Source organism: Cytobacillus firmus DS1, assembly GCF_000565285.1.
GTDB lineage: Bacteria > Bacillota > Bacilli > Bacillales > Cytobacillaceae > Cytobacillus > Cytobacillus firmus_A.
Genome location: NZ_APVL01000002.1, coordinates 1 through 22,742 on the forward strand (window position 1 = coordinate 1; position 22,742 = coordinate 22,742).

Annotated in this window: 20 protein-coding genes, 17 tRNA genes, 1 rRNA gene and 1 riboswitch; of the genes, 35 read left to right on the forward strand and 3 right to left on the reverse strand. The window is 42.6% G+C overall.

Translation table 11 applies throughout. From position 1 onward, the window contains the following. The first annotated feature begins 165 nt into the window (after positions 1-165). The 27 genes from rrf (at position 166) to PBF_RS02495 (ending at position 12,214) form a co-directional block, all read left to right on the forward strand. Positions 166-282: ribosomal RNA gene (rrf, locus tag PBF_RS02360) — 5S ribosomal RNA — on the forward strand. A 20-nt stretch (positions 283-302) separates the two neighbouring features. Beyond that, positions 303-377: transfer RNA gene (locus PBF_RS02365), tRNA-Asn, on the forward strand. A 3-nt stretch (positions 378-380) separates the two neighbouring features. Beyond that, positions 381-471 (forward strand) — tRNA-Ser (locus tag PBF_RS02370). A 15-nt stretch (positions 472-486) separates the two neighbouring features. Continuing rightward, positions 487-561 (forward strand) — tRNA-Glu (locus tag PBF_RS02375). 4 nt (positions 562-565) lie between these two features. Next, positions 566-641 (forward strand) — tRNA-Val (locus PBF_RS02380). A gap of 23 nt (positions 642-664) precedes the next feature. Then, positions 665-738 (forward strand) — tRNA-Met (locus PBF_RS02385). Positions 739-741: 3 nt separating this feature from the next. Beyond that, positions 742-818 (forward strand) — tRNA-Asp (locus PBF_RS02390). 158 nt (positions 819-976) lie between these two features. Further along, a tRNA-Phe gene (locus tag PBF_RS02395) sits at positions 977-1,049 on the forward strand. Positions 1,050-1,065: 16 nt separating this feature from the next. Next, positions 1,066-1,141: transfer RNA gene (locus PBF_RS02400), tRNA-Thr, on the forward strand. A gap of 17 nt (positions 1,142-1,158) precedes the next feature. After that, positions 1,159-1,242 (forward strand) — tRNA-Tyr (locus tag PBF_RS02405). 7 nt (positions 1,243-1,249) lie between these two features. Next, positions 1,250-1,323, forward strand: a tRNA-Trp gene (locus PBF_RS02410). An 11-nt stretch (positions 1,324-1,334) separates the two neighbouring features. Further along, a tRNA-His gene (locus PBF_RS02415) sits at positions 1,335-1,410 on the forward strand. Between the two features lie 59 nt (positions 1,411-1,469). Next, positions 1,470-1,544 (forward strand) — tRNA-Gln (locus PBF_RS02420). A 4-nt stretch (positions 1,545-1,548) separates the two neighbouring features. Further along, positions 1,549-1,623, forward strand: a tRNA-Gly gene (locus tag PBF_RS02425). Between the two features lie 18 nt (positions 1,624-1,641). After that, a tRNA-Cys gene (locus PBF_RS02430) sits at positions 1,642-1,715 on the forward strand. Positions 1,716-1,743: 28 nt separating this feature from the next. After that, positions 1,744-1,832, forward strand: a tRNA-Leu gene (locus tag PBF_RS02435). A 23-nt stretch (positions 1,833-1,855) separates the two neighbouring features. Then, positions 1,856-1,937: transfer RNA gene (locus PBF_RS02440), tRNA-Leu, on the forward strand. Positions 1,938-2,232: 295 nt separating this feature from the next. Then, on the forward strand, positions 2,233-3,174 hold the full coding sequence (locus PBF_RS02450; protein ID WP_035326647.1) for a carbohydrate ABC transporter permease: 942 nt from the start codon (positions 2,233-2,235) through the stop codon (positions 3,172-3,174). Then, positions 3,174-4,001: a carbohydrate ABC transporter permease gene (locus PBF_RS02455; RefSeq protein ID WP_035326649.1), complete on the forward strand. Its 828-nt coding sequence runs from the start codon at positions 3,174-3,176 to the stop codon at positions 3,999-4,001. The genes PBF_RS02450 and PBF_RS02455 overlap by 1 nt, the downstream gene beginning before the upstream one ends. Positions 4,002-4,068: 67 nt before the next feature. Beyond that, a complete protein-coding gene (locus PBF_RS02460) occupies positions 4,069-5,355 on the forward strand; it encodes an ABC transporter substrate-binding protein (protein WP_035326651.1) in 1,287 nt (428 codons plus the stop codon). Between the two features lie 147 nt (positions 5,356-5,502). After that, the gene (locus PBF_RS02465; protein WP_035326654.1) at positions 5,503-7,317 is read left to right on the forward strand and encodes a sensor histidine kinase; all 1,815 of its coding nucleotides are present in this window, start codon (positions 5,503-5,505) and stop codon (positions 7,315-7,317) included. Further along, on the forward strand, positions 7,295-8,023 hold the full coding sequence (locus tag PBF_RS02470) for a response regulator transcription factor (RefSeq protein ID WP_035326656.1): 729 nt from the start codon (positions 7,295-7,297) through the stop codon (positions 8,021-8,023). Before PBF_RS02465 ends, PBF_RS02470 begins: the two co-directional genes overlap by 23 nt. 15 nt (positions 8,024-8,038) lie before the next feature. Continuing rightward, positions 8,039-8,779: a ThuA domain-containing protein gene (locus PBF_RS02475; RefSeq protein ID WP_035326657.1), complete on the forward strand. Its 741-nt coding sequence runs from the start codon at positions 8,039-8,041 to the stop codon at positions 8,777-8,779. A gap of 1 nt (position 8,780) precedes the next feature. Next, positions 8,781-9,809 (forward strand): Gfo/Idh/MocA family protein, encoded by a 1,029-nt coding sequence (locus PBF_RS02480; RefSeq protein ID WP_035326660.1) that lies wholly within the window; start codon positions 8,781-8,783, stop codon positions 9,807-9,809. 9 nt (positions 9,810-9,818) lie between these two features. Then, positions 9,819-10,844, forward strand: a complete 1,026-nt coding sequence (locus tag PBF_RS02485; protein ID WP_035326662.1) for a Gfo/Idh/MocA family protein — start codon at positions 9,819-9,821, stop codon at positions 10,842-10,844. 21 nt (positions 10,845-10,865) lie between these two features. Then, a complete protein-coding gene (locus tag PBF_RS02490; RefSeq protein ID WP_035326665.1) occupies positions 10,866-11,834 on the forward strand; it encodes a sugar phosphate isomerase/epimerase family protein in 969 nt (322 codons plus the stop codon). A 306-nt stretch (positions 11,835-12,140) separates the two neighbouring features. Further along, positions 12,141-12,214: transfer RNA gene (locus PBF_RS02495), tRNA-Gly, on the forward strand. Positions 12,215-12,337: 123 nt separating this feature from the next. Here the strand turns inward: PBF_RS02495 and PBF_RS02500 are convergent. Beyond that, complete coding sequence (locus PBF_RS02500; protein WP_035326668.1) at positions 12,338-13,006, reverse strand: B3/B4 domain-containing protein; 669 nt, start codon at positions 13,004-13,006, stop codon at positions 12,338-12,340. Between the two features lie 108 nt (positions 13,007-13,114). On the opposite strand from PBF_RS02500, the gene queG reads away from it, so the two are divergent. From queG to PBF_RS02525, 5 genes are all read left to right on the forward strand, one after another. Beyond that, positions 13,115-14,248 carry a tRNA epoxyqueuosine(34) reductase QueG gene (gene queG, locus PBF_RS02505; RefSeq protein ID WP_035326670.1) on the forward strand — a complete coding sequence of 378 codons (1,134 nt, stop codon included), beginning with the start codon at positions 13,115-13,117 and terminating at the stop codon, positions 14,246-14,248. 180 nt (positions 14,249-14,428) lie between these two features. Further along, positions 14,429-15,307, forward strand: a complete 879-nt coding sequence (locus PBF_RS02510) for an amidase domain-containing protein (RefSeq protein WP_035326673.1) — start codon at positions 14,429-14,431, stop codon at positions 15,305-15,307. Between the two features lie 62 nt (positions 15,308-15,369). Then, positions 15,370-15,843 (forward strand): tRNA (uridine(34)/cytosine(34)/5-carboxymethylaminomethyluridine(34)-2'-O)-methyltransferase TrmL, encoded by a 474-nt coding sequence (gene trmL / locus PBF_RS02515; RefSeq protein WP_035326675.1) that lies wholly within the window; start codon positions 15,370-15,372, stop codon positions 15,841-15,843. 99 nt (positions 15,844-15,942) lie between these two features. Then, positions 15,943-16,692 carry an oxygen-insensitive NADPH nitroreductase gene (gene nfsA / locus PBF_RS02520; protein ID WP_035326677.1) on the forward strand — a complete coding sequence of 250 codons (750 nt, stop codon included), beginning with the start codon at positions 15,943-15,945 and terminating at the stop codon, positions 16,690-16,692. 395 nt (positions 16,693-17,087) lie between these two features. Continuing rightward, on the forward strand, positions 17,088-18,983 hold the full coding sequence (locus PBF_RS02525; RefSeq protein WP_035326679.1) for a PrkA family serine protein kinase: 1,896 nt from the start codon (positions 17,088-17,090) through the stop codon (positions 18,981-18,983). 105 nt (positions 18,984-19,088) lie between these two features. Here PBF_RS02525 and PBF_RS26045 read toward each other — a convergent pair whose 3' ends face one another. Continuing rightward, on the reverse strand, positions 19,089-19,226 hold the full coding sequence (locus PBF_RS26045; RefSeq protein ID WP_160169237.1) for a hypothetical protein: 138 nt from the start codon (positions 19,224-19,226) through the stop codon (positions 19,089-19,091). Positions 19,227-19,341: 115 nt separating this feature from the next. On the opposite strand from PBF_RS26045, the gene PBF_RS02530 reads away from it, so the two are divergent. Together PBF_RS02530 and yhbH are read left to right on the forward strand one after the other, a co-directional pair. Next, positions 19,342-19,527, forward strand: a complete 186-nt coding sequence (locus tag PBF_RS02530) for a hypothetical protein (protein ID WP_035326683.1) — start codon at positions 19,342-19,344, stop codon at positions 19,525-19,527. A gap of 283 nt (positions 19,528-19,810) precedes the next feature. After that, positions 19,811-20,983: a sporulation protein YhbH gene (gene yhbH / locus PBF_RS02535; protein WP_035326684.1), complete on the forward strand. Its 1,173-nt coding sequence runs from the start codon at positions 19,811-19,813 to the stop codon at positions 20,981-20,983. Positions 20,984-21,042: 59 nt separating this feature from the next. Here yhbH and PBF_RS02540 read toward each other — a convergent pair whose 3' ends face one another. Continuing rightward, positions 21,043-21,654 carry a general stress protein gene (locus PBF_RS02540; RefSeq protein ID WP_035326685.1) on the reverse strand — a complete coding sequence of 204 codons (612 nt, stop codon included), beginning with the start codon at positions 21,652-21,654 and terminating at the stop codon, positions 21,043-21,045. Positions 21,655-21,862: 208 nt separating this feature from the next. On the opposite strand from PBF_RS02540, the gene PBF_RS02545 reads away from it, so the two are divergent. Continuing rightward, a complete protein-coding gene (locus PBF_RS02545; protein ID WP_035326686.1) occupies positions 21,863-22,501 on the forward strand; it encodes an NUDIX hydrolase in 639 nt (212 codons plus the stop codon). A gap of 77 nt (positions 22,502-22,578) precedes the next feature. Then, a riboswitch (SAM riboswitch) is annotated at positions 22,579-22,680 on the forward strand. The last annotated feature ends 62 nt before the right edge of the window (positions 22,681-22,742 follow it).

Genomic DNA, 22,742 nt, shown 5'->3' on the forward strand with positions numbered 1-22,742 from the left:
AGCTGACTGATACTAATCGATCGAGGACTTAACCAAGTCATATATGGTTATTACTCGGCAAATGCTTCTTCATGCATTATCTAGTTTTGAGGGAACGAAAAAAAGTAAATTTCCTCTTGAAAAATGATAGAAAGACGGTATAATAATACTTGTCTTGAAAAATAGTCTGGTGGCGATAGCGAGAAGGTCACACCCGTTCCCATACCGAACACGGAAGTTAAGCTTCTCAGCGCCGATGGTAGTTAGGGGCTGTCCCCTTGTGAGAGTAGGACGCTGCCGGGCTGTTTTACAAATATCATTATTCCGCAGTAGCTCAGTGGTAGAGCATTCGGCTGTTAACCGAACGGTCGTAGGTTCGAATCCTACCTGCGGAGCCAAATGGAGAGCTGTCCGAGTGGCCGAAGGAGCACGATTGGAAATCGTGTATACGCTAACCGCGTATCAAGGGTTCAAATCCCTTGCTCTCCGCCATTTTAATTTCATATTGGCCCCTTGGTCAAGCGGTTAAGACACCGCCCTTTCACGGCGGTAACACGGGTTCGAATCCCGTAGGGGTCACCATTTTGGAGGATTAGCTCAGCTGGGAGAGCATCTGCCTTACAAGCAGAGGGTCGGCGGTTCGATCCCGTCATCCTCCACCATTATTATTAATTAATACTATTATCGCGGGGTGGAGCAGTCCGGTAGCTCGTCGGGCTCATAACCCGAAGGTCGCAGGTTCAAATCCTGCCCCCGCAATCCGGTCCGGTAGTTCAGTTGGTTAGAATGCCTGCCTGTCACGCAGGAGGTCGCGGGTTCGAGTCCCGTCCGGACCGCCATTTTTTATATTTGGCTCAGTAGATCAGTCGGTAGAGGATTTTAAAAGAATGAGCTGCGAAGCTTAACATCATCGAATAGCATGCTTTTAAAATCTGCGACAAAGAACGCAGGACTTTGAAGCACATGTATTAAGCTTTAGGGATATAAAATTATATTTGGCTCAGTAGCTCAGTCGGTAGAGCAAAGGACTGAAAATCCTTGTGTCGGCGGTTCGATTCCGTCCTGAGCCACCTTGTTATGTGATTAGCCGGTGTAGCTCAATTGGTAGAGCAACTGACTTGTAATCAGTAGGTTGGGGGTTCAAGTCCTCTCGCCGGCACCATTTTTTTATGTTAATATGGAGGGGTAGCGAAGTGGCTAAACGCGGCGGACTGTAAATCCGCTCTTTCGGGTTCGGCAGTTCGAATCTGCCCCCCTCCACCATTTATATAGGGGTATAGTTTAATGGTAAAACGAAGGTCTCCAAAACCTTTGATGTGGGTTCGATTCCTACTACCCCTGCCAATAATATTATGGCGGCTGTGGCGAAGTGGTTAACGCATCGGATTGTGGCTCCGACACTCGTGGGTTCGATTCCCATCAGTCGCCCCATAACTTTAATGTAACAGTACAAGAGTAACTCTCATATAAATGTATTATGAAACGATCATTGGGCTATAGCCAAGCGGTAAGGCACCGGACTTTGACTCCGTCACTCGCAGGTTCGAATCCTGCTAGCCCAGCCATTTTGCGGAAGTAGTTCAGTGGTAGAACATCACCTTGCCAAGGTGGGGGTCGCGGGTTCGAATCCCGTCTTCCGCTCCAGAATTTCATTGTTTTTATGGCGGCATAGCCAAGTGGTAAGGCAGAGGTCTGCAAAACCTTTACCACCGGTTCGAATCCGGTTGCCGCCTCCATAATTTAAATCTTGATTCGCTGATACACGCCGGGGTGGCGGAACTGGCAGACGCACAGGACTTAAAATCCTGCGGTAGGTGACTACCGTACCGGTTCGATTCCGGTCCTCGGCACCACAAGATTTACTACATTTTAATATGCCGGTGTGGCGGAATTGGCAGACGCGCACGACTCAAAATCGTGTTCCTTCTGGAGTGTCGGTTCGACCCCGACCACCGGTATCTGAAAAAAGGGTTTCCCATTTGGGAAATCCTTTTTTTGTTTTTTAAAAGTATATCCCTGAGAAATTTGACGCATATTTATCATCAATACATGGTTCCGGACGGTTCAGAGGGTGGTTTCGAAAAGGGTTCTGAACTATTCGGAAGGCTGCTGCGAAAAAAGACTAAGACGATTGACCTTTTGAAAAAGTCAAAATATTGCACCATTTAGTCAATTGAGTCACCTATATATGTAAACGGTTTCAAATATAATGTAGGAAAGCGTTTGCAATAGATAAGGGGGCGGTGAAGAGAGTTGGAGACAAAGATTGAGATCGGGGAACCGGCAATTAAGTCAGAGGTTAAAGCAGTTTCCAGGAAAAAAGCAAATTTGAAAAAAATCTTAACATACCTTGCTTTTGTAGGGCCGGCATTAATTTTTTTCCTGGTGATCCAGATCATTCCATTCCTGATGGGGATTTATTATTCGTTTACGTCCTGGAATGGCGTTAGTTCTGTAGTTGAGTGGGTTGGGCTTGAAAATTATATAAAGATTTTTAAGAATGATCCGAAGTTTTTTGATTCCTTTATGTTTACTACTAAATTTATGTTAGCTTCGGTTATTATTAGTAATTTGCTAGGGTTTGGGCTTGCCTTATTATTGAACGCAGCCTTGAAATCGAGGAATTTATTGAGGACTGTGTTTTTCATTCCGAATGTTATCGGGGGATTATTGCTTGGATTCATCTGGCAGTTTATTTTTGTAAAAGGGTTTGCTGCAATTGGAAATCTAACGGATCTTTCGGTTTTTAAGCTGCCATGGCTTGGAGATGAGACAACAGCATTCTGGGGAATTGTGATTGTGTTTGCCTGGCAGATCAGCGGATATATGATGGTTATTTATATTGCAGCACTGCAGGGTGTGGATCAGACGCTGCTTGAGGCGGCAAGAATCGATGGAGCATCCAGCTGGACACTGCTGACAAAAATAATCATTCCGCTCATTTTACCGGCATTCACGATTTGTTTCTTTTTAACTATATCAATGGCATTTAAGATTTTTGACCTGAATATTTCACTCACAGGCGGCGGGCCATTTAACTCGACACAATCGGTTGCGATTAACATTTATCAAGAAGCATTCCAGAATAACCGGTATGGTCTTGGTACCGCGAAATCCATTTTATTCTTCCTTGTGGTAGCTATATTTACAACGGTTCAGGTGATGATGACGAAGAAAAGGGAGGTTGAGGCATAATGAGTCCCAGATATACAAAAATTACGTTTCTGCTGGAGATCATCGGAATCGTATTAGGAATCATATTCCTCATTCCTTTTTACTTCGTGCTTATTAATTCTGTAAAAGGCTTTGCGGATATCTTGATTGATGCTGCAGCATGGCCGCAGGAGTTTTTATTCTCCAATTATATGAAGGTATGGGATATTATTAATTTCCCGCGGGCCTTCTGGAATTCGCTTATAATAACGGTAATCAGCAATATTGGACTGGTTGTCATCAGTTCTATGGCTGCCTGGAAGATGGTCAGGACTCCGGGGAAATTCAGCAAAATCCTGTTTGTTTTATTTGTATCTGCAATGGTTATTCCATTCCAGACTGTTATGATTCCTCTGATGAAGCTCGGAGGCACGCTGAATCTGACAAACAGCATACCCGGTCTCATCATCATGTACTTTGGCTTTGGGGTACCGTTATCGCTTTTCCTTTATCACGGTTTTATTAAAACAGTTCCAATCGAGATAGAAGAATCAGCCCGAATTGATGGGTGCAGCCAGTTTGGCGTCTTTTGGAGAATTGTTTTTCCGCTTCTGAAACCAATTACTGTAACGGTTGTCATTCTAAATACATTGTGGATCTGGAATGACTATCTGCTGCCGCTTCTGGTGCTTCAGGATGCAGAGCTTAGGACGATTCCTTTGGCCACAAGCTCATTCTTCGCACAATATACGAAGCAGTGGGATATGGGACTGGCTGCCCTTGTGATGGGCATTACACCGGTGGTTATTTTCTTCCTGTTTCTGCAGAGACATATAATAAAAGGCATTGCACAAGGTTCCATTAAGTAGTGGTAGAGACTTTTGCAACCAAAGAGGCTGTGAAAGTTTATATAAAATTATTCAGGGGGGAAACAAAATGAAACGCTTTGCTCTATTACTGCTGTCATTGATTCTGATGGCCGGCATTATGGCGGGCTGTTCTTCTTCCAGCTCTTCAGGGGATGAAAAGCCTAAGGATGATTCAAAAAATGGTGATGAAGTGGTAACACTGAACATGTTCCAATTTAAAGTGGAGATTGCCGATCAGCTCCAGGAAATGATTGGCGAATTTGAAAAAGAGCATCCAAATATCAAAATAAAGCTTGAGTCAGTTGGAGGCGGAGCTGATTATGGTGCCGCATTAAAAGCGAAGTTTGCATCCGGCGAACAGCCTGACATTTTTAACAATGGCGGTTTTAAGGAATTGGAGCTTTGGAAAGAACATCTAGCTGATCTTTCAAATGAGCCGTGGGCAGAGCATGTGCTTCCAATTGGTAAGGTTCCAACGACCGATACAGATGGCAAGCTTTATGGAATGCCGGTAAACCTGGAAGGATACGGTTTTATTTATAACAAGGATTTATTTGAAGAAGCGGGAATTACTGAACCGCCTAATACGATTTCTGAACTGAAGGATGCTGCTGAAAAGCTCAAAGATAAAGGAATCACTCCTTTCTCTGCCGGATACGGTGAGTGGTGGGTCATTGGGCAGCATTTGCTAAACATTCCATTTGCACAGCAGGAGGATCCTGTTGCATTTATTGAAGGCTTATACAGCGGATCTGAAAAGTTAACCGGCAATGATAAATTTAAAGAATTCAAAGAAGTTCTTGATACTGAAATTAACTTCGGAAATGACAATCCGTTAACAACTGATTACAATACGCAAGTTACACTATTTGCTTCCGGCAAAACAGCTATGCTTCAGCAGGGGAACTGGACAGAGAACATGATTCTTGAAATTGACCCTGACATTAATATGGGATTCCTCCCGATTCCTCTGACTGATGATGAAGCGGAGGCAGACCGTTTACCGGTAGGCGTGCCGAACAACTGGGTTCTTAACAAAAACTCTGAGCATCTTGAAGAAGCCAAGTTATTCCTTAACTGGATGGTTTCATCCGAAACAGGCAAACGTTATATCACAGAAGAGTTTGCTTTCATTCCAGCCTTTGACAATATTGAGCCAACCGGTTTAGGGCCACTTGGAAAGCATATTCTTGAGTATTCTAAGGCAGAGAAAACGATTCCTTGGACATGGTTCAGATGGCCGGATGGTGCAAATAAAGAGTTTGCAGCAACAATCCAGGAATATGCTGCCGGAAAGATTGATTATGATACGGTTGTTGAACGCTTCCAGGCATCCTGGGATAACTTGAAATAAATTTGGTGAAACGGGAAGCATGTCTGCAAAAGATATGCTTTCTGTTTTCTATTTTTATAACCTGTTAGATCCCATAGCAAAAAAGGCATCCCCAAAAAGGGAAGTTGCTTTATACTATTGTAAAAGAGATAGCAGCGGGGGATGTAAATGTTCAAAAAGAGCATTAGGAATAAACTGATCGTTCTATTAATGGTAGCCACAATCGTTCCATTTGGAGCGTCAATTATCATCACTTACTACCATACAGCGGAATCATTGAAAGACCAGGCCATTAAAGAAAATAGCAACCTATTATATCAAGGAAAAGTGAACCTGGAGGGGTACATAAATGAACTGGATGGGCTGACACTATCTCTCTACAATAATCCAGGTTTTATAAATTTTTTAAAGGATCCCAGGAAGGAAAATAATTATCAGGCTGTCGAAGCTGTAAGAAATGTAATTTCAACCATATTGTATGCTGAGGAAAATATCAAACGGGTTAATATTGCTGTTGCAAAGGAAGATCGGCTCATAACAGCCTCCCGCCGCTCTACTGTTGTTTTTTCAAAGAGGCTGACAAATGCCAATCAGGAATATTACGAAAAAGCAAAAGAAAGTCCAAACAATATGTTTCTTGAGCCCATCCATAAGATAAAGGATCCTGATGACCAAAAGCCTAAAAATGTAATTACGCTCCACCGGTCTTTAATCAATATTCCATCGGATGATCTATTGGCCTATATCTCATTGGAGTTTTCACCGGATCAAATAACCAATATCAGCCGTAATCTTTATTCTGGGGATAATGAAGAATTCTATATTATATCTCCTGAAGGTGACATGATCTATCGTTCAACGGATGAAGCTGATAAAGAAGATAAAACGCCTGATTGGATTGATTGGGTGATAGGGACAAATAAAGAAAATGGCACGGTTGAATGGGAGGAAGATACATTCAGCGGTGTAATGATATATGATCAATTATCGCAAAATTCAGGCGGCTGGTATCTTGTTAAGCGGGTCCCATACACCACTTTATATGAAAGTGCATTCAGTGTGGCGAAAATCAATATCATGTTTGGCGTAATCGGGCTGTGCCTGGTTATTCTCGCCACGCTCTTTATTTCTGTCAGAATTACCTCCCCCATCAGAATCCTCCTGAAAAATATCGATCAGGTTGAAAAGGGAAATCTTGATGTCCGTTTTAAATCTTTCGGCAATGATGAGATTGGTTATCTTGGTGATCGATTCAGGCAAATGATCGATAAAATTAATGATCTGATTAATAGGGAGTATAAGCTCCAGCTTGAAAACAAGACGAATCAGCTTAAGGTTCTGCAATCCCAGGTTAATCCGCATTTTTTATATAATGCATTGCAGTCAATAGGAACAGCGGCCTTGAAAAATCAGGGTCCGCAAATTTATTCTTCTGTTACCCGTCTTTCAAAAATCATGAGGTACAGCATGAATATGGAGGAGGGTATGGTTCCTCTTCAAAAAGAGATCGAACATACCAAGTCCTACCTTCTGCTGCAAAAGGAACGGTTCGGTGATCAGCTTCACTTCAATTTTCAGCTTGATGAAGAAGCACTGGGGTTTCATGTTCCGAAAATGATTTTACAGCCTTTAGTGGAGAATTACTTTAAACACGGCTTTGATGCACGAGAAAAAACTGGAGAGGTTAAGATAACCTGCAGACAGGATGAATTTTATCTGGATATTCTTATAGAGGATAATGGCACAGGCGTTTCGGAGAGCAGGCTGGAGGAAATCCGCATGCATTTGATGAATGAAAGGATAGGGCAAAAGGGAGAGTTAATGAATATCGGACTGAAGAATGTTTATGTCCGGTTAAAACTTTATTATGGCAGCCGGGCTTACCTGCAGCTTAAGAACCTTGAGCAGGGCGGGCTGCTGGTTTCTATTAAACTTCCAAAAAGGATGGAAGGTGGAAAAGATGAAAGCAATTATTGTGGATGATGAACAGCATGTGCGGGAAGGCTTAATGCTTCTGGGAGATTGGAGCCGCTTTGGGGTTGACACGATCATGGAGGCGGCAGATGGAAATGAAGCCATAAAGCTGATTAAAGAGCATCGCCCGGAAATCATATTCACAGATATGAGCATGCCAAAAAGAGATGGCATAAGCCTTTTAAAATGGATACATTCTTCAGATCTATCCAGCAAGACGATTGTTGTCAGCGGATATGATGATTTCGACTATATGAGGAATGCCATCTGTTATAAAAGCTTTGATTATATCTTGAAGCCTATCGATCCGGATATATTGAATGAAATCCTGGAGAAAGCCATTAATGAATGGAAGCAGCAAAATTCTTCAGGGGAATGCCAGCAGGAGAAAAACAGGGAGCTGAATGTAATCCAGCAAATAGAACAGTTTCTGCTGGAAAGCTATAACAAAGATATTAACCTGCAGGAAATTGCAGACAGATTTTATTTAAGCAGGGAGTACATCTCGAGGAAGTTTAAACAGGAATATCAGGCTACTATTACAGACTTTATAACGAAGGTCCGAATGAACAAGGCCAAGGAGCTTTTGCAGAACCATAAACTGAAAATCTATGAAATTGCTTTCCAGGTTGGCTATCAGGATGAAAAGTATTTTAGCAAAGTCTTTAAAAAGATAGAGGGAATTTCCCCGAATGAATATAGAAGTATGAATTAAGAAGGAGGAAGATTCATGATTAACGTGATTGTCTGGAATGAGAATCGCCATGAACAAAAAGATGAAAAGGTAAGGGCTGTCTACCCCGATGGTATCCACGCTGCCATTGCAGATTTTTTAAATGGAGAAAATTTCAAAGTGAAGACAGCGACATTGGATGAGGCCGAACATGGACTCAGTGATGCGGTTTTACAGGAAACAGACGTTTTAGTCTGGTGGGGGCATCTGGCGCATGGGGAAGTTGAGGATGCAATCGTTGAAAAAGTGAAACAAAGAGTTCTGGATGGAATGGGGCTGATTGTCCTTCATTCCGGCCATTTTTCTAAAATTTTTAAAGTGCTGATGGGAACTTCCTGTGATTTAAAGTGGAGAGAAGCCGATGAAAAGGAACGAATTTGGATTGTAGACCCGAGCCATCCAATCGCAGAAGGACTTGGAGAATATATTGAACTTGAAAAAGAAGAGATGTATGGAGAACATTTTGATATCCCTGCACCGGATGAGCTTGTAATGGTGAGCTGGTTTGAAGGCGGGGAAGTTTTCCGGAGCGGCTGTACATACAGGCGCGGAAAAGGAAAAATCTTTTATTTCCGCCCGGGACATGAAACGTATCCAACCTATTATCATAAGGACGTTCAGCAGGTTATTAAAAATGCTGTTAGGTGGGCTAAGCCGGCTGATCTTCCGGTTCCGGTCTATGGTAATGCGAAGCCTCTGGAGAGAATCAGTGTGAAACATGAAGGAGTGGAGAAATAAGATGAAAAAACTCAAAATCGGGATCATTGGATGCGGAAGTATTGCGAAGCATCGGCATATGCCTGAATATCATGCAAGCAGCGGGGCTGTCATTGCAGTAGTATGTGATATTAATGAAGAGCGTGCAAATGTGTTTGCTGATCTTTACGAGGCGAAGGCGTACACTGATTATCGGGAATTGTTAGCTGACAAGGAGATAGATGCAGTGAGTGTCTGCACCCCGAATTATCTGCATGCCCCCATTTCAGTTGCAGCATTGAACGCGGGCAAGCATGTTTTATGTGAAAAACCAATGGCCACTTCTAAGGAAGAGGCAGAGGAAATGATAGAAGCAGCCCGTAAAAATGGAAAGAAATTAATGATTGCCCACAATCAGCGCTTTGTTCCGTCTCATAAAAAAGCAAAGGAATTGATTGCAAGGGGTGATGCGGGAAAAATCTACAGTTTCCGGACTGCTTTTGGCCACGGCGGGCCAGAGGGATGGAGTGCAGATGGAAAAGAAAGCTGGTTCTTCAAAAAAGATCAGGCTTTTATTGGCGCTATGGGAGACCTTGGTGTCCATAAGACCGACCTCTTGCGTTATCTGCTGGGTGAAGAGTTTGCTGAAGTAGGGGCATTTGTTGAAACGAGTGCGAAAATTGGTGCTGATGTCGATGATACAGCCGTATGCGTTTTGAAAACGGAAAGCGGTGTGATCGGTACATTGGCTGCAAGCTGGTCTTACGTATCTAAAGAAGACAATTCAACGATTATTTATGGTGAGAAAGCGATTTTGAGACTGGAGGATGATCCGGTGAACTCTCTCATTGTTCAGTATGCAAACGATGAAACAGTGAAGTACGAACTCGGCGGAATCCAGACAAATGAAGAAGGCGGGCAAAAGAGTTCAGGTGTCATTGACCATTTTGTTGAAAGTATTTTAAATGAAGAGGAGCCTGCGATCTCTGGTTCCGAGGGGATGAAGTCGCTCCAAGTGATTCTTGCTGCCCTGGAGTCAAGCGAAACAAAGCAGATTGTCAAAATTAATTGAGGTGCATCCATGAAGAAACTTCGGATAGGAATTATTGGTGCTGGCGGAATTGCCCAATCCAGGCATATTCCCGTTTTATTAAAATTATCGGATAGTGCTTCCATAACAGCTATCTGCGATGTGAATGAAGATACTGCACAGCTGGCAGCAAAGAAGTTTGGAATTGGCGGCGTTTTTACAGATTATAAAGAAGTATTCACTGAAACAGATGCCGTGGTTATTTGTACACCGAATAAGTTTCATGCTGAAATTACCGCTGCTGCGCTGGAGGCCGGGCTGCATGTTTTATGTGAGAAGCCGATGGCCATGACAGCAGAAGAATGCAGGAAAATGATCGAGGCAAGAGACAGGTCCGGGAAGGTATTGGCCATTGCTTATCACTACCGCTTCATGAAAGAGGCACAGGCTGCCAAAAAACTCATTTCAGAAAATGAAATTGGCACTCCGTTTGTTGCCAGGGCAAGGGCGATGAGAAGAAGAAAGGTGCCGGGCTGGGGTGTTTTTACCGATAAGGAACTCCAGGGCGGCGGAAGTTTGATTGATTACGGCTGCCATTTGCTTGACCTCTCGCTTTGGCTGCTGGGAAACCCGGCGGAAACTGAGGTATCCGGTACAGCTTACAATACATTAAGCAAAATGCCTGATCAGGTAAATCTATGGGGCAGCTTTGACCATCAATCCTTTGATGTTGATGATCATGTGACAGCTTACATAAAATTTGCGAATGGTGCTTCCCTGCTTTTTGAGACTTCCTGGTCTGCCAATATTGAACGGGATGATGAAAGCCTCAGTCTTTCAGGGCAGCATGGAGGGATTGATTTATTCCCCTTCAGTTTAAATCAATCCAAACATGGGATGCTCCTGAATACACGTTCAGAATGGCTCCCGGGTGAAGATGACTATGCTTTGACGCAGGCAAGGAACTTTATTAACAGCTGTTTGGGCACTGAAGAATTTATGGTTAAAGCAGAAGAAGCACTGCAGACAACCAGGATTATTGATGCGATTTACAGTAGCAGCAAACGAGAAATATAGTAGAAGCCAGGAGGGGATATTGTGAAGCTCGGTGTATTTACCGTATTATTTGCTGAGAAAAATTTCGAAGATATGCTCGATCATGTGAAAGCGGCAGGACTTAAGGCTGTTGAAATCGGAACGGGAGCCTATCCCGGAAACGCTCACTGCAGCCTGAAGGAGCTTTTGGAAAGCAAGGAACTCCGTGATGATTACCTGAACAAGGTGTTGTCGAGGGGGCTTGAAATCAGCGCATTCAGCTGCCATGGCAACCCGATTTCACCTGATAAAGCATTTGCAGAGGAATCGGACCGTGTTTTATACGACACGATTAAGCTAGCCAGCTTAATGAATGTTCCGGTTGTTAACTGTTTTTCCGGCACTGCAGGTGATGGGGAAGAAGCCAGGCATCCGAATTGGCCGGTCGCTCCGTGGCCGAATGAGTATGGAGAAGTGCTGAAATGGCAATGGGAGGAGAAACTCATTCCATATTGGAAGAAAGCGGGACAATTTGCCAAAGATCATAATGTAAAAATCGGTCTCGAACTGCATGGAGGATTCCTTGTACACACTCCGTACACACTTTTAAAATTAAGGGAAGAAACGTGTGACGCCATTGGGGCTAATCTGGATCCAAGCCATTTATGGTGGCAGGGCATTGACCCTGTGGCAGCAATAAAGATACTTGGAAAAGAAAATGCCATTCATCATTTTCATGCAAAAGATACCTATATTGACCAGGAAAACGTGAATATGTACGGGTTAACGGATATGCAGCCGTATGGCAATGTCCAGACCAGGGCGTGGACATTCAGGTCAGTCGGGTGCGGACACAGCCTGCAGGAATGGTCTGATATGATGAGCGCTTTGCGCACATTTGGTTATGACTATGTTGTCAGCATTGAGCACGAGGATCCACTTATGTCGATTGAAGAAGGGTTTACAAGAGCAGTAAGGAACCTTAAATCCATCTTAATCGAAGAGCAGCCTTCGGAAATGTGGTGGGTATAAACAGGGAGGGGGGAACAGCCCTCCCTGTTTTTTCGACAAATTTTTCAATGAAGGGTTGACCATTTACGCTGAATTTAGTACTATTAAATAGTTGATTCGACAAAATGTTTATTCATATTTGCATTAATGATTGAATATACATTCACAAACGCGGGTGTAGTTTAGTGGTAAAACCTCAGCCACGAGCGACACATCCATGAATCAACAGCGAGTTGCCTCGACGCATAGGCTGCCTTGAATAATCTTTCAGAGGAAGAGGCATGCAAGAACGGGAAAGAAGTCAGTAGATAATAATTATATATATACGCGGGTGTAGTTTAGTGGTAAAACCTCAGCCTTCCAAGCTGATGATGAGGGTTCGATTCCCTTCACCCGCTCCATACATAGCCAACGCAGTGTTTCGTTCAAAAAGAACGAGGTATTGCGTTTTTTCATGTTCTTTGGCTATTAAGAAAAATATCGGGCGGCATCCGCAGATACCACTCGATTTTTAATAAACTAGTTTAACATCCTATTACCTTAAAGGCCCCTTCTCCACCATGCACCTGAGTGTACATGTTCATTAATGACTCTGTCATTTTTTCAGCCTTATCCGTTTCCAGAGAAGGGCGCAAATAAACAATTTGAACGGCATTTTTAGTCTGTTCCGTGACAGCTGTCCTTTCAGAGTCCACAAACGGACTGCCAAATGGCCCTGCCGCATCTTCACTGATTATTAAATTGGCAAGCGAATTGGGTCTTCCGTTTAAGCCGTTATATTCTTCTCCTTCTTTGCCTAACCTGATAGTCAGATGGCCTGAAAGCTTATCAGCATCATATATGCCGATCGGTATTTCATATTCCAGGGAAAAGAAGTTGTTAATATCAATGGAGCTGTTGACCGGCTGCAGGTAATTTTGTTTTTTTATTCTTCTGTACAGTGCTTCCGCAGAGTGGCGGTAGCGGTTTGGATCCTTGCCAGCTGTTTTGAAGATTTGCCGCCATTCCTTGATCCCTTCAAATTCTGTAACACTCTTGTCTTCTAAGTCAAAATAAATAGATTCCTGAAATAATTGGAGTCTGCCCTTTACCATTTGAGGAGATTGTCCGACTTCGATATTTTTATATGTAATGAATCCGATTTTAAAATGGGGCAATAACCTGCACAGCTCTGGAGCAATCATAATTTCCAAGCTTTCCACCTCCAAAATTACTTTAAAATAGTTTATCATAATAAGCGGTGATTCAATAAATTAAAGACTTTCATATAAATTAAATTTTCCACGAAAGGAGGGTAACCTATGGACTTTGCACAGTTCAAGCAGGAAGTGATTGAATACAGCAGAACAATTGGCATTGATAAAATCGGTTTTACGACAGCGGGCACTTTTGATGAAATGAAAAATAGGCTGATTCGCCAGCAGGAGCTTCAATACCATTCAGGATTTGAAGAACCTGATATTGAGAAAAGGGTGAATCCCGGCCTGCTAATGGACAAGCCCCGGTCTATTATTTCCATTGCAGTTGCTTATCCTTCCAAAATGAAGGTAAGGGTTGTCAGCAAAAGAGGTGAAAGAAGGGGGATTTTCTGCCGGGCTTCATGGGGGAAAGACTATCATCATATCCTGAGGGAACGTCTTCAAAAGCTGGAGGAATTCATTCAGTCAAGAATTCCTGAGGCGATATGCAAATCCATGGTGGATACAGGTGAGCTGGTTGATCGGGCCGTTGCACAGCGTGCCGGAATAGGCTGGAGCGGAAAAAACTGTTCCATTATCACACCGGAATTCGGATCGTATGTTTATCTTGGAGAAATGATAACAAATCTGCCATTTGAGCCTGATAAGCCAATGGAAGACAGATGCGGAAGCTGCAATAAATGTGTTGATGTCTGCCCGACGGGAGCTTTAATTCAGGGAGGTCAGCTTGATGCACAGAAATGCATTGCTTTTTTGACACAGACAAAGGGCTTTCTCGCAGAGCCATATAGAGAAAAACTGGGGAACAGGCTTTATGGCTGTGATACCTGTCAAACTGTTTGTCCTGAAAATAAAGGCAAGGATTTTCATCTGCATGAGGAAATGGAGCCGGATCCGGAAGTGGCAAAGCCGCTTTTAAGGCCGCTTCTTTTTATCAGCAACCGTGAATTCAAAGAAAAATATGGCCCGGTCTCAGGATCCTGGAGAGGGAAAAAGCCGATCCAGCGAAATGCCATCATTGCCCTGGCTCACTACAAAGATGAGACAGCGGCAGAAGACCTGATTAAAGTTATGAGTGAAGATCCGAGACCGGTAATCCGGGGAACGGCCGCATGGGCACTCGGGAAAATCGGCGGAGAAAAATCACTGACTGCACTAAAACAGGCATTGCAGCAGGAGAAAGACGGAGAAGTCATCGCTGAAATTGAAAAGGGTTTGAGTTATTTTGAACAATGATGATGGGGGAGGAAACTCCCTCCTTTTTTATGGCTTTTTTATCCTGTGACCGTAAAAGCTATGCGACTCATAGGCAGAGAAACTGGCGAGCCCGGCAATTTTACTGTATTATTGCGCGAAAAATTAAGCAATGTCCTCTGCTTCCTCTCATATGTATTGAATAGGAGAGGAGTGAGGTGCGTGAGGGACCAGCTTCATGAGCTGTTAAAGAAAAGAGTGCAGCAGTGCGTTTCCCATTCAAGAAGTTCAATTTATACATGCCCTAAGATTGAGAAAAAGAAAGAATCTCTTTCCGGCCGCTCCGGTGAGATTGTGAAAGCGCAGGCAGCCGGAAAAGTGATCAGCGTCGGCAGGGTGAAGGAAGATGTGACTCCAGTTGATTATAGAGTACACTTCAAATATTTAATTAAACAAAAAGGCATATTTTATATGGAAGAAGAGATTGAAGAGCGGACAGCCGACTTCTATAAAGGAGTATTTGTTGAAGACCGGGAGAAAAACCCTTTTAAAGGTATAAAAAAAGAAGAGGCGTCTCCAGAACGGGAATTTGAAAAGGAAGAAAGGTATGAGTATGAATATGACCGCATGAAGGCTGTACAGTATGCAGAAAAATGGTGGAACAGCTTTAATCCGGCTTATAAGAAATTTGAAGTGGATTGCACCAATTATATTTCCCAGTGCCTTCATGCAGGCGGCGGCCCAATGAGGGGATACCCCAACCGAGGAAAAGGCTGGTGGATGAGAAGCGGGAATTGGAGCTACAGCTGGACAGTAGCGAATTCAATGCGGTGGTATCTGCCCAGTTCAAATTCGGGGTTAAGGGCTGAGGAAGTCTCCAGTCCGGATCAGCTCTTAATAGGAGATGTCATCTGCTATGATTTCCAGGGAGACGGGCGCTTTGACCATACAACAATCGTGACGGGTAAAGATGCATCAGGAATGCCACTCGTCAATGCCCACACCTATAACAGCCGGATGCGCTATTGGGCTTATGAAGATTCAACAGCCTATACACCCAATATTAAATATAAATTTTTGACTATAACCGATGACCAGTAATTTGTTTGGGGATTTCAAAGTGATATAATAACACATGCAGATTTAATTTAGAGGTGAAAAAAGTGGGATTGCATGTAGTATTATATCAGCCGGAAATTCCGGCGAACACAGGCAATATAGCCCGTACTTGCGCGGCTACTGATACGACATTGCATCTGATCCGGCCGCTCGGCTTCTCAGAAGATGATAAAATGCTGAAGCGGGCAGGCTTGGATTACTGGCAATTTGTAAAAATTGTTTATCATGATTCATTGGACGATTTCTTTAAAAGCACTGAACCTGGAGAATACTTCTACTTAACGAAGGATGGCACAAAGCCATATTCCACTTTTGACTATAGCAGCGTCGAGAAGGATTATTATTTTATTTTCGGCAAGGAAACGGCCGGTCTTCCAAAAGAAGTTATTGAAAGCAGCAAAGAGCGCTTGTTAAAGGTACCAATCAACGATAATATCCGTGCGCTTAACTTATCCAACACAGCTGCCATTCTTGTCTATGAAGCACTGCGCCAGCAGGAATACTTACATTTAAAATAGGAAAACACAAGGCCTGAAAGATTATCAGGCCTTTTCCTTTGGAGAAAACTTTCTTCTCTGGGTAAAATGAGAAAGTACATATGGAAAGGATGAGATGTGATGAATGAAGTTACTAACTTGCTGATGGACCATCGTTCCGTCCGGAATTTTGAAGACAGGCCTCTGTCAAAAGAGCAGATTGAAACAATTGTACTGTCTGCTCAAGCTGCTTCCACTTCAAGTTTTGTCCAGGCTTATTCAATAATCGGAGTGACAGATAAAGAAAAGAAAGCGAAACTTGCTGAAATGGCAGGCAATCAGAATTATGTAGCTGAAAATGGCCATTTTTTCGTGTTTTGTGCTGATCTGCATCGTCATGAAGTCATCGGACAAATGGAAAATAAAAATGTAATTCCATCAATCGAAAGTACAGAGAAGTTTATGGTGGCTGTCATTGATGCTGCTTTGGCTGCGCAAAATGCTGCCGTTGCTGCAGAATCGCTGGGACTTGGGATCTGCTATATTGGCGGAATAAGAAACAATCTTGAGGGAGTGGCTGAGCTATTAAAAACACCGGATCGTGTGATTCCTTTGTTTGGACTGGCTGTTGGCTACCCTTCCAAAAAGAATGACAAAAAACCGCGGCTCCCTGTTCAGCACATTTATCATGAAAATGAGTATAAACAGGATGAAACAGCTTATCGCCAAGAGCTGGAAGTGTATAATAAAATTATTTCCGAGTATTATGATGAGCGTACAGGCGGCAAGCGGAAGGACACTTGGACCAGTCAAATTGCAGGCATGCTCGAAAAGCAGACACGGATGTATATGAAGGATTTTGTTCAGAAGAACAAGATGGATTTGAGATAGGAGTGTATTGAAATAAGAAAAAAGCTGCTGAATAGATCAGCAGCTTATTTTTTGCTTACGCCTGGCTTGTCATCATAACCAGCAGTGAAAATAGCAGCAAGGAAAGCAACCATTACACCGATAATAATAATTGTACCCATGTATATGTAATCCTCCTTTAGCGGTATATCAATAGGCAAGCATGTAAATATAAGCTTATTATAGCCCAAAAATGAATAACTGTGAATGAAAAGTATGGAGTTTTTTTTACAGTTAGAATCCTGCAGTAAAGTATTCCTAATTAATAATCCCCGTAAAAAGTACAAACCAAACTCTCAATAGTTTACGCATGTTCGATTGCCGGTGCGCATAGAGTATATTAATCGTCTCTGATAATGCGACAGGGGGAGGTCCTTATGGATATTCTAAAAAAAATTGAGATGTACAGACACGAGGAAGAAAAGCTTAAATGGGAAGGGACTTTTGGAGAGTATTTAGAAATTGTTAAAGAGAAGCCATGGGTTGCCCAGTCAGCACATTCGCGGGTATATAATATGATTAAGGATGCCGGTGTCGAAGAAGTGAAGGGGCAAAAACGATATCAATTTTTCAGCAATCAGCTCTTTGGTTTAGAAGAAGCATTGGAAAGGCTGGTAGAAGAGTATTTTCATCCTGCTGCCAAACGCCTTGATGTCCGTAAAAGGATCCTTTTATTAATGGGGCCGGTCAGCGGGGGTAAATCAACATTGGTGACAATGCTAAAGAGAGGATTAGAGCAATACTCTCACGCTGATAGGGGTGCGGTCTATGCCATTAAGGGCTGCCCTATGCATGAAGATCCGCTTCATTTAATTCCGCATCACCTCCGCAAGGACTTTTATGATGAGTATGGAATAAGAATTGAAGGAAACCTATCGCCATTGAATAGTATGCGTCTCGAACAGGAGTATGGCGGCCGCATAGAAGATGTTTTAATTGAAAGAATCATTTTCTCAGAAGATCGCAGGGTAGGGATTGGAACCTTCAGCCCTTCAGATCCAAAATCCCAGGATATTGCTGATCTGACTGGAAGCATTGACTTTTCAACCATTGCTGAATATGGTTCAGAATCAGATCCTCGTGCCTATCGTTTCGACGGTGAGCTGAATAAAGCAAACCGCGGTATGATGGAATTCCAGGAAATGCTGAAGTGTGACGAGAAGTTTTTATGGCATTTATTGTCCCTGACTCAGGAAGGCAACTTTAAAGCCGGACGCTTCGCTCTTATTTCGGCAGATGAGCTAATTGTCGCTCACACGAATGAAACAGAGTATCGTTCATTCATTTCCAATAAAAAGAATGAAGCTTTGCATTCCAGAATAATCGTTATGCCAATCCCATATAATTTAAAGGTTTCAGAGGAAGAGAAGATTTACGATAAAATGATCCGTGAAAGCGATGTTTCCAATGTGCACATTGCACCGCATACTTTAAGAGTGGCAGCGATGTTTACGATTTTAACCCGCATGAAGGATCCGAAAAAAGGCGATATTGATTTAGTTAAGAAAATGCGTTTGTATGATGGAGAGAGCGTTGAAGGCTATAATAGAGCAGATGTGGAAGAATTGAAAAAAGAGCATGCAGATGAGGGCATGAGCGGCATTGACCCGCGTTATGTCATCAACAGGATCTCTTCGACAATCATCCGCAAAAATATCACAAGCATCAATGCGCTTGATGTATTGCGGTCGCTTAAAGAAGGGTTGGATCAGCATCCATCCATCACTCCAGAGCTGAAGGAAAGATACCTGAACTTTATTTCTCTGGCCCGCAAAGAGTACGATGATATTGCGAAGAAAGAAGTCCAAAAGGCATTTGTTTACTCTTATGAAGAATCTGCGAAAACGCTTATGGAAAATTATCTTGATAATGTTGAAGCATACTGCAATAAAGCAAAGCTGCGCGACCCATTAACCGGTGAGGAAATCAGTCCGGATGAAAAGCTGATGCGCTCAATCGAAGAGCAGATCGGCATCTCCGAGAATGCGAAGAAAGCATTCAGGGAGGAAATCCTTATCCGCATCTCCGCTTATGCCAGAAAAGGCAAGCGCTTTGACTATAATTCGCATGACCGTCTGCGCGAAGCCATTCAGAAGAAACTCTTCGCCGACCTGAAGGATGTCGTGAAAATCACAACATCTTCAAAAACGCCGGATGAGCAGCAGCTGAAGAAGGTGAATGAGGTAGTAGCACGTCTGATCGACGAACATGGCTATAACTCCACATCAGCAAACGAATTGCTCCGCTATGTGGGAAGCTTGCTGAATCGATAAAAGAGGGGCCTGGCAGTATTGCTGCCAGGCTTATTTTTTAGTATGTAATTAATAGATTTAATGAAAATACCCCATATAAAAAAGAGGCTTCGAAAAGCCTCTTCATCAATTTTTGTCGATTTTTAATGCAGGTTCTTTCTTTTTTTTCTGGCATTCCGGACAGATTGGCTTATTTTCAAGGTAAACGGTCCGGTCAAATATCGATAATTCACCGCACCAGCTGCAGCAAAGGATTTCGCTCATAAAATCCCCCCTTTTATATAATCCTATTTACGCTTGGCCATATTTATGCTGCCGAATCTGTATAAAAGTTTAGATTAGCCCATTTAGGGGTATAAATACAGCAGAGGTGATATTCATGAAAAAGAAAGAATTAGATAAGGATTATACACCGAGAAACAGCTCAATGGCAGAAAATATTGAAGAAATGGAAAACCTGGGCAAGCAGATGGAAAATTTGCGGACCAATAAAGAATTAAAAGAGGATTATGATAAATATCCGGATCCCATTCAGAATAAAAACAAAGACAAGAACCTTCGCTAAACGCGGAGGTTTATTTTTGTATTAAAAATAGGCTTGTCCAAAAGATACTTCGAACGTCTTATTGTCAAAATTATTTGTAAATTATTTTATCTTCCCGCATATGATAGAGTAATAAACATTTCTTTGTATTGGTGTATTAATAACAAATTCACTGCCGGGAAATGAGTCTATGAAAAGAAGGCAGACTGCTGATTTGGGGATGTTTCATCTTTTTTTGACACTCGCGATATTGTATGTTGGAAAGCTGTAATGTGTGAAATTTAATTTAAAAGGAGGGGTTAACATGACGAATGTCAATAACCATCAGTTTGTGATTTCCCAAGAAGATTGGTCCCTCCATCGCAAAGGCTATGATGACCAGCAGCGTCATCAGGATAAAGTCCAGGAAGCAATCCGCAACAATTTGCCTGATTTAATAACGGAAGAAAACATTGTAATGTCGAATGGGCGGGAAGTAGTAAAGATTCCGATTCGCTCATTGGATGAATACAAAATCCGTTATAACTATGATAAAAATAAACATGTCGGCCAAGGCGATGGAGATAGCCAGATTGGAGATGTAGTGGCACGTGACGGATCCGGCAGCCAGAAAGGACCCGGAAAGGGGCAGGGAGCAGGCGACCAGGCAGGCGAGGATTATTTTGAAGCAGAAGTATCACTGATGGAAATTGAAGAAGCTTTATTTAAACAATTGGAATTGCCTAATTTAAAGAGAAAAGAGCAGGATGAAAATCTCATAGAGGACATTGAATTTAATGATATCAGAAAGACTGGATTAATGGGCAATATTGATAAGAAACGGACCATGATGTCGGCATTCAAGCGCAACGCAATGAAGGGAAAGGCAGCTTTCCACCCGATTTATAAGGAAGATTTGAAGTTTAAGACCTGGAATGAAATTGTAAAGCCTGATTCAAAGGCTGTTGTGCTTGCGATGATGGATACGAGCGGGTCGATGGGGATCTGGGAAAAGTATATGGCCAGAAGCTTTTTCTTCTGGATGACGCGGTTCCTGAGAACAAAATATGAGACAGTCGAAATTGAATTTATTGCCCATCATACTGAAGCAAAGGTAGTTTCAGAAGAGGACTTCTTTTCAAAAGGAGAAAGCGGTGGAACCATTTGTTCATCAGCCTACCGAAAAGCGCTTGAGCTTATAGATGCCAAGTACGATCCGCGAAAATTTAATATTTACCCTTTCCACTTCTCAGACGGTGATAACCTGACCTCTGATAATGCCCGCTGTGTCAAGCTGGTGGAAGACCTGATGAAGGTGTCCAATATGTTTGGATACGGTGAGGTCAACCAGTATAACCGCCACTCGACCCTGATGTCCGCCTATAAAAATATCAAAAATGATGATTTCCGATATTATATTCTTAAGCAAAAAGCAGATGTATTCCATGCGATGAAAAGCTTTTTCAAACAGGAAGAGGATAAGAAGAAATATGCCTAAGAGAGGGAAACCTCTCTTTTTGTTTCAGCAAAAAGCCCCCCTTTTCCGGGGGGCTGATGCTATTTAAGCCTGTCATTAGTAAGCTGTTCATCCCAATTTATTTCAGCACTGGTTTTCATCTCCGCTGACTTGGGTGAATCCTGAACACGACTATGATTCTCTTTGACACAGCATGTATCAGCGGATTTATCTGCCAGTGTTTTGATATCGGATTCATGGACAACCTCCCGGGCTGAAGCACTCTCCAAATATCCTTCAGAGTTTTCGGCAGTGATTCTCTGATTATCCTGTGTGGAGTCTGGATATTTCCCATAATAGTCAGCGATTAAAACATATTTTCCGTCAAAAACCATGCCTGCGTATTGATCCAGGTCATGTTCATCAAACCGTGTACCATCTTTTTTATCGGGATCAATTCCTGAACTTGTGGCCGGGTCTTCCCCCATGAAAAGAGCTTTAACAGAATCAAGAAAACGCTGATTGCCCAGCTCCTGGGAACCGACTATTCGCAAGTTCACTCCGTAATTGTCTGCAAAGCTTTCAAGATTTGAGCCATCCTTTGAAACGATCACAAGATTTTCCTTCTGATATCCATTTGACCCTGCACCTTCAATGGCTTCTTTAAGCTCTTGCTGTGTATCGTATCCGCCTATTAATATATTCTTCTTCAAATTTTTCACTCCCAGTGTATTATGATATTTTTATATTTTCCCTGATTTGCAGGCGGAGAAACGTTCTTTTACTTTAGAAGGCAGGATGCAATAGCATTTAGTCCGGAATCATTATTTGGCACAAGCCGTAAAAATTAATAAAACGCAAAGAATACAGTATGATAAAGAGATAATAACTGAATTGAATTGCTGCTGGAGGTGGGCAGATATGGAGATTGAGAAACTGGCTAAAAGGTTAAGGAACAGAACCCCCATTATTTTGGGGAGTGAGCGATTTTCGAAGTTCGCTATTTTGCTTCCGCTGGTTGAAATCAATAATGAGGTACATGTCCTATTTGAAGTGCGTTCACTAAAAATGAGAAGGCAGCCTGGGGAGGTATGTTTCCCCGGCGGAAGGATAGATCCGGAAGATAGGGATGAAGAGCATACGGCCATTCGTGAAACCTCTGAGGAACTCGGTGTGGGTGAAGACAGCATCACAAATGTTTCCCCGCTGGATTACATGATTTCCTTCGGTCAAATTATTTACCCTTATGCAGGCATTATTCAAAACCCGGACAAGATTGTGCCTAACCCTGATGAAGTAGAAGAGGTTTTTACTGTGCCCCTGTCCTTTCTGAAAAAAGTAAAACCGGAAACGTATCACGTTAATTTTAAGGTAGAGCCAGAGGAAAATTTCCCTTTTGATTTGATTGCCGGAGGTGAAAATTACAATTGGCAGACAAGGAGAGCGGAAGAGGTATTTTACTATTTCCAGGATAAGGTCATCTGGGGACTGACTGCCAGAATTCTTAAGCATTTTCTTGAGATCATAACGGAAGATTTCAATGAAAGTGAAATCGTCTGAAGAAAATAATTTTTCAAAAAAGGTTGACGCAGTCCTGATAAATGTTTATGATTCATATAAATTGAATACTTAGAAACTTCTTATCAAGAGAGGCGGAGGGACTGACCCTATGAAGCCTCGGCAACCAGCATTCATGCACGGTGCCAAATTCAGAGGAATACATTTTCCGAAGATAAGAAGGCGGAATGAACGGAATATAAATTCAAACCCCTTCTTGTCTGTAATGGACGGAAGGGGTTTT

Excerpts from the sequence above, each read along its gene's own strand:
- PBF_RS02455 (WP_035326649.1), top strand. The coding sequence starts at position 3,174 with ATGAGTCCCAGATATACAAAAATTACGTTTCTGCTGGAGATCATCGGA.
- PBF_RS02460 (WP_035326651.1), top strand. The coding sequence starts at position 4,069 with ATGAAACGCTTTGCTCTATTACTGCTGTCATTGATTCTGATGGCCGGC.
- PBF_RS02465 (WP_035326654.1), top strand. The coding sequence starts at position 5,503 with ATGTTCAAAAAGAGCATTAGGAATAAACTGATCGTTCTATTAATGGTA.
- PBF_RS02470 (WP_035326656.1), top strand. The coding sequence starts at position 7,295 with ATGAAAGCAATTATTGTGGATGATGAACAGCATGTGCGGGAAGGCTTA.
- PBF_RS02475 (WP_035326657.1), top strand. The coding sequence starts at position 8,039 with ATGATTAACGTGATTGTCTGGAATGAGAATCGCCATGAACAAAAAGAT.
- PBF_RS02480 (WP_035326660.1), top strand. The coding sequence starts at position 8,781 with ATGAAAAAACTCAAAATCGGGATCATTGGATGCGGAAGTATTGCGAAG.
- PBF_RS02485 (WP_035326662.1), top strand. The coding sequence starts at position 9,819 with ATGAAGAAACTTCGGATAGGAATTATTGGTGCTGGCGGAATTGCCCAA.
- queG (WP_035326670.1), top strand. The coding sequence starts at position 13,115 with ATGGACTTTGCACAGTTCAAGCAGGAAGTGATTGAATACAGCAGAACA.
- nfsA (WP_035326677.1), top strand. The coding sequence starts at position 15,943 with ATGAATGAAGTTACTAACTTGCTGATGGACCATCGTTCCGTCCGGAAT.
- PBF_RS02525 (WP_035326679.1), top strand. The coding sequence starts at position 17,088 with ATGGATATTCTAAAAAAAATTGAGATGTACAGACACGAGGAAGAAAAG.
- PBF_RS26045 (WP_160169237.1), bottom strand. The coding sequence starts at position 19,226 with ATGAGCGAAATCCTTTGCTGCAGCTGGTGCGGTGAATTATCGATATTT.
- PBF_RS02530 (WP_035326683.1), top strand. The coding sequence starts at position 19,342 with ATGAAAAAGAAAGAATTAGATAAGGATTATACACCGAGAAACAGCTCA.
- yhbH (WP_035326684.1), top strand. The coding sequence starts at position 19,811 with ATGACGAATGTCAATAACCATCAGTTTGTGATTTCCCAAGAAGATTGG.
- PBF_RS02545 (WP_035326686.1), top strand. The coding sequence starts at position 21,863 with ATGGAGATTGAGAAACTGGCTAAAAGGTTAAGGAACAGAACCCCCATT.